Raw genomic sequence first — 14057 nt, forward strand, 5'->3', positions numbered from 1 at the left:
CAGTTTAATTTGCGCCTGTTCCCGCACACCTGGGTAACCGACATCGATGCTGATGCCAACGTAGTGAAAAGCCAGGATCAGCAGTGGCAGTACGACAAACTGGTGCTGGCGACGGGCGCTTCAGCCTTTGTACCGCCGGTTACTGGACGTGAGTTAATGCTCACGTTGAACAGCCAACAAGAGTATCGCGCTTGTGAAACGCAGTTGCGTGACGCCCTGCGGGTGCTGATTGTCGGCGGCGGCTTGATTGGCAGTGAACTGGCGATGGATTTCTGTCGTGCCGGTAAAGCGGTAACGCTTATCGACAACGCCGCCAGCATTCTGGCTTCGCTGATGCCGCCGGAAGTCAGCAGTCGCTTACAGCATCGTCTGACCGATATGGGCGTACACCTGCTGTTGAAATCACAGCTTCAGGGGCTGGAGAAAACGGCGTCAGGTATTCGTGCCACGCTCGATCGTAGCCGCAGCGTAGAAGTCGATGCGGTGATCGCCGCCACCGGCTTACGCCCGGAGACCGCACTGGCGCGTCGTGCCGGATTGAACATCAATCGTGGCGTCTGCGTCGATAGCTACCTGCAAACCAGCCACCCGGACATTTATGCTCTCGGCGACTGTGCGGAGATTAACGGTCAGGTGCTCCCGTTCCTGCAGCCGATTCAGCTGAGCGCCATGTATCTGGCGAAAAACCTGCTCGGCGGCAATGCGCCATTGAAACTGCCAGCCATGCTGGTAAAAGTCAAAACGCCAGAACTGCCTCTGCATTTGGCCGGGGAAACCCAGCGCCGCGATCTGAACTGGAACATCGCCGCCGAAGCGCAGGGGATGGTCGCCAGAGGGATGAACGACGAAGGCCAGCTGTGTGCGTTTGTCGTCAGTGAAGACCGCATGAAAGAGGCCTTTGCGCTGCTGAAAACGTTGCCTGTGTAAGTCTGGGATGTCGGATGGTGCCGCTTCGCGTCTTATCCGGCCTGCGACTTTGCCCGGCAACGCTGCTACTGATTTATTAACCTCACGCACATGGATGTGCGTTGCCACTTGTCGGTATGCCCCGACATGTTTTTCTTGCCCCGCCAGTCCCGGGGCTTTTTTTATTTTTGCGCCAACGCTCGCGCTGCGGCAATCACGCCCTGCCCCAATGACAACCCGCCGTCGCCCGCCGGTAAACGCTGCGGGAACAGTAAGGTAAAATCACGCAGATAAAACGCCAGACGGGCCGACAATAAGCGGTTATGCATCACGCCACCGCTAAATACTAACGTCTTAATCCCGCGCGCTTCGGCCTGCATTCGCATCAGAGTGGCAAATCCACGCGCCAGCGCGTCGTGAAACGCCCACGCCCTTTCCGCTGGTTTGGCCTGCCAGTTCAGCCATTGCTGCCAAAAAACCGTTAAGTCCAGATGATTGTCATCAAGCGGCACCGTGACTGGGTGATCAACGCCATCACATTGCAATGCCATCGCCTCAAGCGCACAGGCCGCTTCACCTTCATAACTCAATGATTCCGGTGCACATTGCAACGCGGCGGCAACGGCATCAAACAGTCGTCCGCACGATGACGCCAGCGGAGCGTTAATTCCCCGTTCAATAGCGCGCGCCAGCACGTTCCAGTTTTGATGTTGCAGCACCGATGTTTCCGGATAACGCTGCCAGTCAGGAACAAAACGCAGGCACTGCGCGAGCAGATTACGCCACGGCTGTTTTGCCGCCAGATCGCCGCCCGCCAGCGCTACCGCCGGTAAGCCGCCAAGGTGTTCCCATTCACGATAGTTGACCCGCAAACACTCCCCTCCCCACAGCGCGCCGTTTTCCCCCATACCGATACCGTCTAGCGTCAGAGCAATCACATCACCGCCATTGAGCGGCCAGCCGTGCTCCGCAAGACACGCAGCGGCATGCGCATGGTGATGCAGCACCGTTTCAGTTGGCAGCTCCATTTCACTGGCCCACTGGCTGGAAACATAGCCAGGGTGTGCATCATGCACGATACGCTGCGGCGTAAAGTCATAAATGTTCTGGATCAGGCGTAGCGCATCACGCCACTGTTGCTGAATGCCGTCATCGCTGAGATCGCCCAAATGCTGGCTGATAACCGCCTGCTCGCCGCGCACCAGACAGAAAGTATTTTTCAGATCCGCCCCTAAGCACAGCATCGGCGGCACGTCGCGAAATCCTGGTGGTAGTGCGACCGCATCCGGCACATATCCCCGGGAACGACGCAGCATTTCCCCACTGTCGCGCACCACGGAGTCATCCATCCGCTGCACAATTTCGCGATTATGCAGCAGGAAACCGTCGGCAATGTCGTGTAAATCTTCCAGCGCCTGGGCGTTGGTAATGGCCGGAGGCCTGCCGCTGAGGTTGCCAGAGGTCATCACCAGCGGACAATTCATCTCTTGTAAGAGCAAATGCTGTAACGGATTCGCTGGCAGCATGACGCCAACCTCCGTTAACCCCGGCGCAATGCCCTCGCTCAATGCAGCGACATAGCGTTTCTGCACCAGCACGATCGGCGCAGCAGGGGTAGTCAGCAAACGACGAGCGGGTTCAGGCAATCCTTCATCAGAGGGCAGCATCACTGCCAGAGGTTTCGCCGGACGGTGTTTGCGCAGCCTGAGTAGCGCTACGGCGTTATCATTTCGCGCATCGCACACCAGATGAAACCCACCAATGCCTTTAACCGCCACAATACCGCCTGCTTTCAGCCGCGATACCGCCGCCTGCAGCGCCACTTCTTTCTCCGCTCGCTCACCCGCACAGAACCACTCCAGATGAGGGCCGCATGCCGGACAAGCCACTGGCTGGGCGTGGAATCGACGGTCGTACGGATCGCGATACTCTTTGTCACATTGCGCGCAGAGTGGGAATGACGCCATTATGGTAAACGGACGATCGTAGGGCATCGCGCGGATAATCGTAAAACGCGGACCACAGTGGGTGCAGTTGATAAAGGGGTATCGGTAACGACGTTCGCCGGGGGTGTTCATTTCAACAAGGCATTCGGGACAGGTCGCGGCGTCCGGAACGATTTGCGTATTCATCGTACCGCCAGCACTTTGACGAATCGAGAAATCGGCAGGCTGCTGCGTCCAGGCGAATGGTTCGCTCTCAACGCTGTCAATGCGCGCCAGCGGTGGGCAGTGTTGATGCAACTGCGCAATAAATTCCGCCGGATCTTCCTGTAAGCGCACAACCACACCGTCACCGTCGTTACACACATCGCCATGCAGTTGTAAGCGCTGCGCCAGTTGCCAGACGTAGGGGCGAAATCCGACGCCCTGTACTTTGCCGCGAATACGCAGCTGTACGCCGGAGTGGTTGTTTATTGTCATTAAGTCGTTCCCGCAGTCATCTATCCCGGTTTGCCTGATGGCGCTACGCTTATCAGGCCTACGTGGATACGAACAGTAGGCCGGATAAGGCAAAGCCGCCATCCGGCATAAGTACTACCGTATTTTACGCGGATTTTCAGATATCAGAACAGCAAAGATGCGGTGGAATCCAGCGCGGCGCGACGACGTTTTTCCGCGCTCAGTTGCTCAAGCTTATTGCGATCCACATATATCAGTGCGTGAGTCGGGCACACTTCCATACAGGCAGGACCGGCCTCACGATGGTGGCACAGGTCGCACTTATTGGCTTCAGCTTTTTCTGCACGGACGTTCAGACCTGCGCCGCTGTTACGCACGACCGGACGCACGACCACTTCCATTGCGCCGTAAGGACAAGCCACAACGCAGGTTTTACAGCCAATGCAACGTTCCTGCATTACATGAACAAAACCTTTATCACGGCTGATCGCACCGTTCGGACAGACGTTAGCGCACGGCGCGTCTTCGCACTGGCGGCACAGCGTCGCCGTGGAGACATTAACGCCTTTGATGACGTGAATGCGGGGTAAAAAGGTTTCAGGGGTCAGCGATGCGCAATCCTGGTTATCCTGATGGGATACCACGCAGGCCACTTCACAGGTACGGCAACCAATGCATTTATTGGCGTCTGCAATGATGAAACGGTTCATCAATTTCTCCAGCAATGACAGAATATCTGCCGAAGCATACACAAATCGTGCCAGAATTTAATTTACTGTTATTAAAGGAACTTTATTCTGAAGAACGCAAGAAGGGCGTGTCATCGTCACTAGTGACGATGACAAATGACAGCCGTCAGCGCGAAACGGGCGGCGCAACTGAGTCGCGCGCAATGAGTTCACCGGTGAAGGTCTTTGACGGCGTAAACGCCCCGTCACCTAACATAAAGATCAGGCGCCCAATCGTTTCCTGAATCATTTCTGTTACCGGAATTTTAACGCTGGAAAGCGCCGGAATAGTGTATGGCGCGAGGGCGATATCATCAAAGCCAATCACCGACACCTGTGCGGGAACGCTCACACCATGCTCGTGCAACTGCTTCATCGCGCCGATCGCCATATCGTCATTGCTGGCCACCAATGCGGTAAAATTGACCTTGCGCGAGAGCAAAGTATCCACACCCGCTGCGCCGCAGGCTGGCGTCCATTTCCCTTTAACAATCAGATCATTATTTAGCGCGATACCATGATGTGCCAGCGCGTCTTTATAGCCTGAAAGTCGCTCCACGCCGGTTGGCGAATCCATCGAGCCGGTAATAAAACCAATCTCTTTATGCCCGGCGGCAATGAGCTGAGTAACGGCGTTAAAGCTGGTCTGCTTTTGATCGCACCATACGCTGTGACTACTGTTTTTCCGCAGGCGTCGATTAAGCACCATAATCGGCTGGCTGTGGGCATCGATGATGTCATCTATCTCATCCACGCTGAGAAAACGCGGATATATCATAATCGCGTCACAGCGCAGGTCGAGCAGGTACTGGATCGCCTGGCGCTCTTCCTCAGCGCTATGCTTACCGTCAGCCAGTAACAGCTGGCGCCCTTTATCTTCCGCCATCCGCGCGGTATGAAACAGCAGCTCGCTGAAATAGACGCCGTGATAAAGGGTGTTTGTTACCACCAGACCCAGTGTCTGCGTGGTTTTCGCCGCGAGACTGCGCGCCAGCAAATTTGGGCGGTAACCACTCTCTTCAATGGCCTGAAACACGCGGTCTTTGGTTTCCTGGCTGACATAGCCGTTTCCGGAAAGCACCCGGGAAACCGTCGCTTTCGACACTCCGGCACGCTTCGCCACCTCCAGCATCGTGGTCATATTACTCATCCCTTTTCTCTCAATGTGACGCAGTGTACTGCACCGTTTTGCTGCTGTCCTTGCTGCTAAATCGCAGACGCTGACATCTGGTGATAGGAGTCACAATTACAAAAATTCATCAAAATTAAATCTTGATCAGTTAATACAATTTAAACATGATTTTGTGGAACCGGTTTCCTATCTGAGTTTCATCAACCCAGAAAAGCGATCCACGTAAACGGATAAAAAATAACGTACTCTACTGATAAAACAGGATTAAATCCGATGTCCAAGAATTATGCAGCGCTGGCGCGCTCCGTTGTGACGGCTCTGGGAGGCGTCGACAACATCACAGCAGTGACCCACTGTATGACCCGTTTGCGTTTCGTTATCAAAGATGACTCGCAGGTCGACAGCGCGACGCTGAAAACCCTCACTGGCGTGCTGGGCGTGGTGCGCAACGAGAACCAATGTCAGGTGATTATCGGCAACACCGTTTCGCAGGCGTATCGTGAAGTGGTCAGCCTGTTGCCTGCCAACATGCAGCCTGCTGAGCCGCAAATCAAACCCCGACTGACGCTGAAGCGGATTGGCGCGGGGATCCTTGATGCGCTGATCGGCACAATGTCGCCGTTGATCCCGGCGATTATCGGCGGATCAATGCTCAAGCTGCTGGCGATGGTTCTGGAAATGACCGGCGTGCTGGTGAAAGGATCGTCCACGCTCACCATTCTGACCGTCATTGGCGACGGTGCATTCTTCTTCCTGCCGCTGATGGTCGCCGCGTCGGCCGCTATCAAATTCAAAACCAACATGTCGCTGGCTATCGCCATCGCGGGCGTACTGGTGCATCCCAGCTTTATCGACCTGATGGCGAAGGCCGCGCAGGGTGAGCACGTTGAGTTTGCCCTGATCCCAGTGACGGCGGTGAAATACACCTACACGGTGATCCCGGCGCTGGTCATGACCTGGTGCTTGTCATACATCGAACGTTGGGTCGATCGTATAACTCCGGCGGTGACCAAAAACTTCCTCAAACCGATGCTGATCGTGCTGATCGCCGCCCCGCTCGCCATCGTCATCATTGGCCCGATCGGTATCTGGATCGGTAGCGCGATTTCAGCGCTGGTCTATACCATCCACGGCTATCTCGGCTGGCTGTCAGTGGCCATTATGGGCGCGCTGTGGCCGCTGCTGGTAATGACCGGTATGCACCGTGTCTTTACGCCAACCATTATTCAGACCATTGCCGAAACCGGAAAAGAAGGCATGGTAATGCCATCGGAAATTGGCGCCAACTTGTCGTTAGGTGGTTCATCGCTGGCAGTGGCATGGAAAACCAAAAACCCGGAGCTGCGCCAGACGGCGTTAGCAGCTGCCGCCTCAGCCATCATGGCGGGCATTTCCGAACCCGCGCTATATGGCGTGGCAATCCGCCTGAAACGTCCGCTGATTGCGAGTCTTATCAGCGGCTTTATCTGCGGCGCCGTTGCCGGAATGGCCGGACTGGCAAGCCACTCCATGGCGGCTCCGGGCCTGTTCACCAGCGTACAGTTTTTCGATCCGGCCAATCCGATGACCATCGTCTGGGTATTTGGCGTGATGGCGCTGGCAGTAGTGCTTTCCTTTGTATTAACGCTGATTCTCGGCTTTGAAGATATTCCTGTCGAAGATGCAGCCGCGCAGGCCAGAAAAAATCAGGCCGCACAACCGGGCAATATCAATGGAGCCAGCATTTGACTGGTATCAACTGAGGTTAATTATGTCTGTTTTTCCGCAAGGATTTTTATGGGGCGGCGCACTGGCCGCCAACCAGTCTGAAGGGGCATACCGGGAAGGCGGCAAAGGGCTGACCACCGTCGATATGATCCCTCACGGCGCACACCGCATGCCCGTCAAACTGGGTCAGGAAAAGCGCTTTACGCTGCGGGATGACGAATTTTATCCCAGCCATCAGGCGATCGACTTTTATCATCGCTATAAAGAAGATATAACGCTAATGGCGGAAATGGGGTTTACGGTTTTTCGTACTTCCATTGCCTGGAGCCGCCTCTACCCTAACGGCGACGAGCTGACGCCGAATGAAGACGGAATTGCGTTTTATCGGGCCGTGTTTGCCGAGTGTAAAAAATACGGTATTGAGCCATTAGTCACGCTGTGTCACTTCGATGTGCCTATGCATCTGGTCACCGAGTACGGCTCCTGGCGTAACCGCAAAATGGTGGAGTTCTTTACCCGCTACGCCCGTACCTGCTTCGAGGCCTTTGACGGTCTGGTGAAGTACTGGCTGACGTTCAACGAAATCAACATTATGCTGCACAGCCCCTTTTCAGGCGCCGGGCTGGTATTTGAAGAAGGTGAAAATCAGGATCAGGTAAAATATCAGTCCGCTCACCACGAACTGATAGCCAGCGCCCTGGCGACTAAAATAGCCCATGAAATTAATCCGCAAAACCAGGTCGGTTGTATGCTGGCTGGCGGTAATTTTTATCCTTACTCGTGTAAGCCGGAAGATGTGTGGACCGCACTAGAAAAAGACCGTGAAAACCTGTTCTTCATTGATGTGCAGGCGCGCGGGGCCTACCCGGCATACTCTGCCCGCGTTTTTCGCGAAAAAGGCGTGGTAATCGAAAAAGCCCCGGAAGATGACGACATCCTGAAAAACACCGTCGATTTCGTCTCTTTCAGCTATTACGCATCGCGCTGCGCCTCCGCTGAAATGAACACGGGCAATACCAGCGCTGCCAACGTGGTGAAGTCGCTGCGTAATCCGTACATTGCCGCCAGTGAATGGGGCTGGGGAATCGATCCGCTCGGCCTGCGCATCACCATGAATATGATGTATGACCGCTACCAGAAACCGCTGTTTCTGGTGGAAAACGGGCTGGGAGCGAAAGATGAAATTGATGCCAACGGTGAGATCAATGACGACTATCGCATCAGCTATTTACGCGAACATATTCGCGCCATGGCAGACGCGATTGAAGATGGCGTGCCGCTGATGGGTTACACCACCTGGGGCTGTATCGATCTGGTTTCAGCCTCAACCGGTGAGATGAGCAAACGCTACGGTTTTGTATATGTGGACCGCGATGACGCGGGCAACGGCACGCTGGCACGTACACGCAAGAAATCATTCTGGTGGTACAAAAAAGTCATCGCCAGTAACGGTGCCGATCTGGCATGACGGATCTGCCGGAGGGGGTTACAGCCTTCCGGCAGAAGTGCATATTTTCATTTCATTTATTACATTCCGGATTTGGAATCGTCCTTACAGTTTCAGGTTTGCCCTCCCCCTTTTTTACTGGCATTTTATTCAGTAGTTTTTAATCCTGGCCGTTCACCACAAGGAAGCGTGCATGTTTGATAAAAAGGGCAAAACAGCGGTGGCAATCACCAAACCGGTACGTCGCTTGAAAGTCAGCTATGTCAGAAAACGCCATGAAGATCCAAAAACGGGATATACACGACGAATCAGTCGTCACGCCTCACTCACGCTGAACGGCGACTGGCTGGAACAAGCTGGATTTCCGACCGGTACGGCAGTGAATGTATCAGTGATGCAGGGGAAATTAATTATTGAGCAGGCAATTGAATGACGAGGATACACTGGGAAAACAGGCCGGATGTGGTTCACATCCGGCACTGATACAGTTTACTCTTCTGGTGCTTCCAGCTCGGAGAATCCACCGTGTCCTTCCCAACCGGCTAATCGCTGATAGACGGTATCAACCGCATCTTTGATCGGCTGTGTCATCGGGTAGTAAAAACCGACGATGTCCGGTTGAATGCCGAGGAAAATCACCTCACCAACATCGTCTTTCAGCTGATCTACCAGGTAGTTCAGCGGCATGTTGTGGGTGGTCATCATGAACATCTCGGCAATGTCATCAGGATCGATAATGCGGATTTCACCGGGGTTCAGCCCCATATCGGTGGCATCAACAATCAACAAACGTTGCGGACGCAGTTCACGGATGGCGACAATATCGTTCTCCGGCGCGCTACCGCCGTCGATGACAACCCAGTTGCCTTGAGGATTTGCAGCACACATTTCAGCCAGCAGCGGGCCCGCGCCGTCATCGCCCATCATGCTGTTACCCACACATAATAAAACGTCAGTCACGGTGTCTCCTCACCATCAGATAGATGGCGCTTTCCTGGTGTATGTCGTGCAGCATGCTAAGCATCAGCTTGCTCCACTCCTGCTGCTGCGGGGTCTGCACGGCACGCGCATCATCGAACGCGCGCGCCAGCATTTGTACATGGTTGAAATCGATAACGATCTCGCCGTATTTCGGCACGCCTTCCATTTTACGGCGGGCTTCGCTTCCCTCAGCAAGGGTAGCAATCCATGCCAAATATTCGTCCCATGGACAAGTTAACGCCGCTTCCAGGCAATCGATGATCCCAAGGTGGTGACCAATCGCCAGGCTGTAATAGACAACCTGCTGCGCCTCAGCGGGCGTCGCATCGTTCTCATCAATAAACTTACGGCTCAGTTGACTGAACACCACCGTTTCACTCATCGGATACGCGCCTCTTCGACAACATGGTTAAGATGCGTGACGATCTCAGTCAGACGCGGATCGTTTTCCGCTTCCAGCCAGCGCGCCACCTGATGCTCGCCCTGCCCTAACTGCGTCATATAGTCATCAGCAATCTGGCGACCATAGCGGTATCCCGCCAGACGGCGAGCCTCGCGATCCACCTTCACGCGCAGCGGCTGAACCATGTCCGGATGCAGAATTTCCGCCGGCTGTTCGTCCAGTTCACCCGGCGCACGCGCGTGAATTTTTTGCTCCAGCAGACCCAGCGCCATGGCAAAACCATACAGCGTTGCCGCAGGCGTCGGCGGACAACCTGGAATATACACGTCCACCGGTACGATTTTGTCCGTGCCGCCCCATACGCAGTATAAGTCGTGGAAGATACCGCCGCTGTTACCGCAGGCACCGTAAGAGATACAAATTTTCGGATCTGGCGCAGACTGCCAGGCACGCAGCGCCGGAGAGCGCATGGCACGGGTTACCGCGCCGGTAAACAGCAGAATATCCGCATGGCGCGGTGACGGGACGACTTTGATGCCAAAACGTTCGGCATCAAACAGCGGAGAAAGCGTAGCAAAGATTTCGATTTCGCAACCGTTGCAGCCGCCGCAGTCCACGCGGTAAACGTACGCTGAACGCTTGATGCTTTTCAGCAGCGACGCTTTCATGCTGGCAATGGATTCATCCACCGTCATCGGTACCGGAATACCGTTGGCGTCACGTGGGCCTAATAAATTGCTCATCAGCTGGCCTCTTTCATATGGCGAGTCAGTTCAATACGGTCAGACGGCACCAGGCATTTCTGGCGCTTACAGTCCGGGCAGGTCTCAAAGCTTTCACGGTGGTTTTCCGCGCGGGTATCACCGTTGTGCTTAAGCAGCGCAATGGCGTAATCAATCTCTTTTTGCACCGCAAACGGACGATTACATACGCGGCAATTGCACAGCGCAAAACGAGACTGCTGCAAGAAATCATCTTTCTTCCACACCGCCAGCTCATACTCCTGCGACAGCTTGATTGCCGCTGTCGGACAGACTTCTTCGCAGCGGGCGCAGAAGATGCAGCGACCGAGGTTGAACTGCCACGCCAGCTCATTGGTGACCAGATCGGTTTCTACCGTCAGCGCGTTCGACGGGCACGCATTCACACAGGCCGCACAGCCGATGCACTGCTGCGGATTATGTTCCGGTTTGCCACGGAAGTTTTTATCGACCGCAATCGGCTCCAGCGGATACGACGACGTCGGTGCCCCGGTTTTGATGACTTTTTTGATAAAGGTAAACATGGCGATTCCTTATTTCAGCGGCGAGTTTTTACGCTCGATGCTGTAGCGCTCAAGTTCTTTGTACGGCACGACTTTGCTCTTCTTCTTACGCACATCAACCACAGTCATACGGTCAGTACAGGAGTAGCAAGGATCGAGGCTACCGATAATCAGCGGGGCATCGGAAACGGTATTGCCACGCAGCATGTAGCGCAGTGTCGGCCAGTTGGCGTAAGTCGCCGCACGGCAGCGCCAGCGATACAGTTTCTGGTTGTCGCCGGTCATGCTCCAGTGGATGTCATCTCCACGCGGCGCTTCAGCAAAGCCCAGTGCGAAACGGTGAGGAATATAGGTAAAGCCTTCCACCATCAGCGGGCCGCCCGGCAGGTTATCCAGACCAAAGTCGATCATATTCAGCGCGGTGTAGACTTCATTAATACGGACTTTCAGGCGAGAAATAACGTCGCAGCCCTGCTCGCTGTGAACTTCCATCGGCAGCAGACCATAGCCGACAAACGGGTGATCGGCGCGGGTGTCACGCGCGTGGCCGCTGGCGCGAACCATCGGGCCGACGTTACTGAAGTCACGGGCAATTTCCGGCTCAAGACGACCAATACCAACGGTACGCTGTTCCATGTTCGGCGTGCTGAGCAGCATATCGACCAGTTCCTGCACGTCACGACGCATCTGCTGCGCCAGTTGACGGGTCTGGATCATATCTTCTTTCAGCAGATCACGACGGATACCGCCGATCAGGTTCAGACCGTAGGTTTTACGTGCCCCAGTGAGGATCTCAGCCATCTTCATCGACGTTTCACGTACGCGGAAGAACTGCATAAAGCCGGAGTCAAAACCGGTGAAGTGACAGGCCAGGCCGAGGTTGAGCAGGTGCGAGTGCAGACGCTCAACTTCCAGCAGAATAGCGCGGATCATCTGCGCACGTTCCGGCACCACGATGCCCATCGCATTCTCAACGGAGGTGGTATAAGCGGTGCTATGCGCAAAGCCGCAGATGCCGCACACGCGATCTGACAGGAACGTCACTTCGTTGTAACCCATGCGGGTTTCCGCCAGTTTCTCCATGCCGCGGTGGACATAGAACAGACGGTAATCGGCGTCGATGATGTTCTCACCGTCAACAAACAGGCGGAAGTGACCGGGTTCATCGGAGGTGACGTGCAACGGGCCAATCGGCACCACGTTATTTTTCTTGTCGCCCAGTTCGTTGATGAACTCGTAGGTTTCAGCATCGGTAGTCGGCGCCGGGCGCTGACGATAATCCATGCTGTCTTTACGCAGCGGATAGAGTTCGTCCGGCCAGTCATCCGGTAACACCAGACGGCGCTCATCCGGTAAACCAACCGGGATCAAACCGTACATGTCGCGCACTTCACGCTCGCCCCAGACCGCTGCTGGAACGCGCGGCGTGACGGACGGGAACTCCAGTTTATTGGCATCGACTTCAACGCGGACGGTTATCCAGCACTTGGTGCCCTGCTCCATCGACATCACGTAATAGACGGCGTAATGACCGCACAGCTGACGTTCGTCGTTACCAAACAGCACGGATAACCAGCCGCCCTGTTTGTAGTACAGGAACTCCACCACTTCCGGCAGGTAGTTCACCTTGACGGTGATCGTCAGCTGATCTTTGGTCTGCCAGGCTTCATCCAGCACCACGCCCGGAAAGGCCTGGTGCAGCGCAGCGAGATATTGTTGACCTAATTTTTCTTCAGACATGCTCAAACTCTCTTAAATCACGCCACCAGCAAGGAGACGAACGCTAAAAACGCAAACCCAAAACCGGCCCAGGTCACGCGTGAAGTGGCGCAAAAACGCAGACGCGCCATGCTGTTTTCGAACAGGGCGATAACCAGCACGCCGAGGACCAGCTTGACGACGGCAATCACCAGCGCCAGCAGCAGTCCACCGGCGGTGAAGGTTTCCATCTGTCCCCACGGCAGGAACACGCCAACGAACATTTGCAGAACGACCAGCTGTTTGAGGCTAATGCCCCACTTCAGCACGGCAAAACCGCTGCCGCTGTATTCAGTCAATGGACCTTCCTGCAGCTCCTGCTCTGCTTCCGCCAGATCGAACGGCAATTTGCCCATTTCGATAAAGGTGGCGAAAGCACAGGCGCACAGTGCCAGAATCAGCGGGATGCTGCGCGCAGCAGGCCAGTGGTAAATGGTATCGGCGATATTGCTGATATGGGTTGAACCCGCAACCTGTGCCGCTACCCACAGCCCCAGCAGCAGGATAGGTTCAACCAGCACGCCGAGCATCGCTTCACGGCTGGCGCCAATGGCGGTAAACGGGCTACCGGTATCCAGTCCCGCGATAGAGAAGAAGAAACGGGCGATGGCGAACAGGTAAATTAAGGTGATCAGATCGCCCAGTTGTGGCAGCGGCGAGCCAACGGTCACTACCGGCAACGCAGTGGCGATAGTCAGCATCACGCCCACCATCACAAACGGCGTCAGGCGGAAAACCCAGCTGGAATCCGCAGGCGCAATGCTCTGACGGCCCAACAGTTTGATAATGTCGCGGTATTCCTGCAAAACGCCCGGACCGCGGCGATTGTGCAAACGCGCACGCGCCACGCGGGTAACACCGGACAGCAGCGGCGCAACGGCAAACAGCACCAGCGCCTGAATTAACGGATATAAAACACTCATTCTCAGGCTCCTCGTGAAACCACAATCACCACCAGCACCGCCAGCTCAATCAGCGCCAGGCGACGGAACAGCACCGGTGCAGCCGCATTCTGCCAGCCCGGAACCAGTGATACCGGGTTCAGCCATTTACGCAGTTTGAGTACCGGGGCAAAGGCTTCTTTCACCGGCATGGCAAAACCGTGCGCGGTAATCACCATTGACTGCTCGTGATCGTAACCACACACCCATGCCGCACCGCGTGAACGCGACGGCAGACGGTTGCCTTTGAAAATGGCCATGATGATGAACGGCAGCAGCGGACACGCGATCAGCAGCAGCGTGATCATTGGCTGAGAAACGGTGGTGTTCGCGGTTTCCAGCGGCAGCGGAACGGCAGAGGAGATCATCGGCAGCAGCCACGGCGCAG

Annotated in this window: 13 protein-coding genes and 1 pseudogene; 4 read left to right on the forward strand and 10 right to left on the reverse strand. The window is 55.3% G+C overall.

Going from position 1 to position 14057, the window contains the following annotated elements:
- Window positions 1–927 (forward strand): NADH:flavorubredoxin reductase NorW (gene norW, locus FDW94_RS12470; RefSeq protein ID WP_249358470.1); only part of this gene is annotated, 927 nt, incomplete at its 5' end.
- Window positions 928–1088: 161 nt separating this feature from the next.
- Here norW and hypF read toward each other — a convergent pair.
- The 3 genes from hypF to FDW94_RS12485 form a co-directional block, all read right to left on the reverse strand.
- Window positions 1089–3329, reverse strand: coding sequence for a carbamoyltransferase HypF (hypF, locus tag FDW94_RS12475; RefSeq protein WP_137377671.1), 2241 nt, complete (start codon window positions 3327–3329; stop codon window positions 1089–1091).
- Window positions 3330–3472: 143 nt separating this feature from the next.
- Complete coding sequence (gene hydN / locus FDW94_RS12480; protein ID WP_003037366.1) at window positions 3473–4018, reverse strand: electron transport protein HydN; 546 nt, start codon at window positions 4016–4018, stop codon at window positions 3473–3475.
- A 145-nt stretch (window positions 4019–4163) separates the two neighbouring features.
- Window positions 4164–5177, reverse strand: a complete 1014-nt coding sequence (locus FDW94_RS12485) for a LacI family DNA-binding transcriptional regulator (RefSeq protein ID WP_079934226.1) — start codon at window positions 5175–5177, stop codon at window positions 4164–4166.
- Window positions 5178–5441: 264 nt separating this feature from the next.
- Here FDW94_RS12485 and ascF point away from each other — a divergent pair, with 264 nt between their 5' ends.
- From ascF to FDW94_RS12500, 3 genes are all read left to right on the forward strand, one after another.
- The gene (gene ascF, locus FDW94_RS12490; RefSeq protein WP_032944740.1) at window positions 5442–6896 is read left to right on the forward strand and encodes a PTS cellobiose/arbutin/salicin transporter subunit IIBC; all 1455 of its coding nucleotides are present in this window, start codon (window positions 5442–5444) and stop codon (window positions 6894–6896) included.
- Window positions 6897–6918: 22 nt separating this feature from the next.
- Window positions 6919–8343, forward strand: coding sequence for a 6-phospho-beta-glucosidase (locus FDW94_RS12495; RefSeq protein WP_137377672.1), 1425 nt, complete (start codon window positions 6919–6921; stop codon window positions 8341–8343).
- 172 nt (window positions 8344–8515) lie between these two features.
- Window positions 8516–8755, forward strand: coding sequence for a SymE family type I addiction module toxin (locus FDW94_RS12500; RefSeq protein ID WP_008785630.1), 240 nt, complete (start codon window positions 8516–8518; stop codon window positions 8753–8755).
- Between the two features lie 56 nt (window positions 8756–8811).
- Here the strand turns inward: FDW94_RS12500 and hycI are convergent, their stop codons facing one another.
- The 7 genes and pseudogenes from hycI to FDW94_RS24200 all read right to left on the reverse strand — a co-directional run.
- A complete protein-coding gene (hycI, locus tag FDW94_RS12505; protein WP_003037382.1) occupies window positions 8812–9282 on the reverse strand; it encodes a hydrogenase maturation peptidase HycI in 471 nt (156 codons plus the stop codon).
- On the reverse strand, window positions 9275–9685 hold the full coding sequence (locus FDW94_RS12510) for a formate hydrogenlyase maturation HycH family protein (RefSeq protein ID WP_003037385.1): 411 nt from the start codon (window positions 9683–9685) through the stop codon (window positions 9275–9277). The genes hycI and FDW94_RS12510 overlap by 8 nt, the downstream gene beginning before the upstream one ends.
- Complete coding sequence (hycG, locus tag FDW94_RS12515; RefSeq protein ID WP_003037388.1) at window positions 9682–10449, reverse strand: formate hydrogenlyase subunit HycG; 768 nt, start codon at window positions 10447–10449, stop codon at window positions 9682–9684. The genes FDW94_RS12510 and hycG overlap by 4 nt, the downstream gene beginning before the upstream one ends.
- Complete coding sequence (locus FDW94_RS12520) at window positions 10449–10991, reverse strand: formate hydrogenlyase complex iron-sulfur subunit (RefSeq protein WP_032944742.1); 543 nt, start codon at window positions 10989–10991, stop codon at window positions 10449–10451. The genes hycG and FDW94_RS12520 overlap by 1 nt, the downstream gene beginning before the upstream one ends.
- 9 nt (window positions 10992–11000) lie before the next feature.
- Window positions 11001–12710, reverse strand: coding sequence for a formate hydrogenlyase subunit HycE (hycE, locus tag FDW94_RS12525; protein ID WP_057068107.1), 1710 nt, complete (start codon window positions 12708–12710; stop codon window positions 11001–11003).
- A 17-nt stretch (window positions 12711–12727) separates the two neighbouring features.
- The gene (locus FDW94_RS12530) at window positions 12728–13651 is read right to left on the reverse strand and encodes a respiratory chain complex I subunit 1 family protein (protein WP_003825914.1); all 924 of its coding nucleotides are present in this window, start codon (window positions 13649–13651) and stop codon (window positions 12728–12730) included.
- A 2-nt stretch (window positions 13652–13653) separates the two neighbouring features.
- Window positions 13654–14057, reverse strand: a pseudogene (locus tag FDW94_RS24200) (formate hydrogenlyase subunit 3); the annotation flags it as partial.

It is taken from the genome of Citrobacter sp. wls757, assembly GCF_005280935.1.
Taxonomy (GTDB): domain Bacteria; phylum Pseudomonadota; class Gammaproteobacteria; order Enterobacterales; family Enterobacteriaceae; genus Citrobacter; species Citrobacter portucalensis.

What these genes read in the sequence shown, in the direction of transcription:
- ascF (WP_032944740.1), top strand. Translation starts at nt 5,442, where the DNA reads ATGTCCAAGAATTATGCAGCGCTGGCGCGCTCCGTTGTGACGGCTCTG.
- FDW94_RS12530 (WP_003825914.1), bottom strand. Translation starts at nt 13,651, where the DNA reads ATGAGTGTTTTATATCCGTTAATTCAGGCGCTGGTGCTGTTTGCCGTT.
- FDW94_RS12485 (WP_079934226.1), bottom strand. Translation starts at nt 5,177, where the DNA reads ATGACCACGATGCTGGAGGTGGCGAAGCGTGCCGGAGTGTCGAAAGCG.
- FDW94_RS12500 (WP_008785630.1), top strand. Translation starts at nt 8,516, where the DNA reads ATGTTTGATAAAAAGGGCAAAACAGCGGTGGCAATCACCAAACCGGTA.
- hydN (WP_003037366.1), bottom strand. Translation starts at nt 4,018, where the DNA reads ATGAACCGTTTCATCATTGCAGACGCCAATAAATGCATTGGTTGCCGT.
- FDW94_RS12510 (WP_003037385.1), bottom strand. Translation starts at nt 9,685, where the DNA reads ATGAGTGAAACGGTGGTGTTCAGTCAACTGAGCCGTAAGTTTATTGAT.
- hycE (WP_057068107.1), bottom strand. Translation starts at nt 12,710, where the DNA reads ATGTCTGAAGAAAAATTAGGTCAACAATATCTCGCTGCGCTGCACCAG.
- hycG (WP_003037388.1), bottom strand. Translation starts at nt 10,449, where the DNA reads ATGAGCAATTTATTAGGCCCACGTGACGCCAACGGTATTCCGGTACCG.
- hypF (WP_137377671.1), bottom strand. Translation starts at nt 3,329, where the DNA reads ATGACAATAAACAACCACTCCGGCGTACAGCTGCGTATTCGCGGCAAA.
- FDW94_RS12520 (WP_032944742.1), bottom strand. Translation starts at nt 10,991, where the DNA reads ATGTTTACCTTTATCAAAAAAGTCATCAAAACCGGGGCACCGACGTCG.
- FDW94_RS12495 (WP_137377672.1), top strand. Translation starts at nt 6,919, where the DNA reads ATGTCTGTTTTTCCGCAAGGATTTTTATGGGGCGGCGCACTGGCCGCC.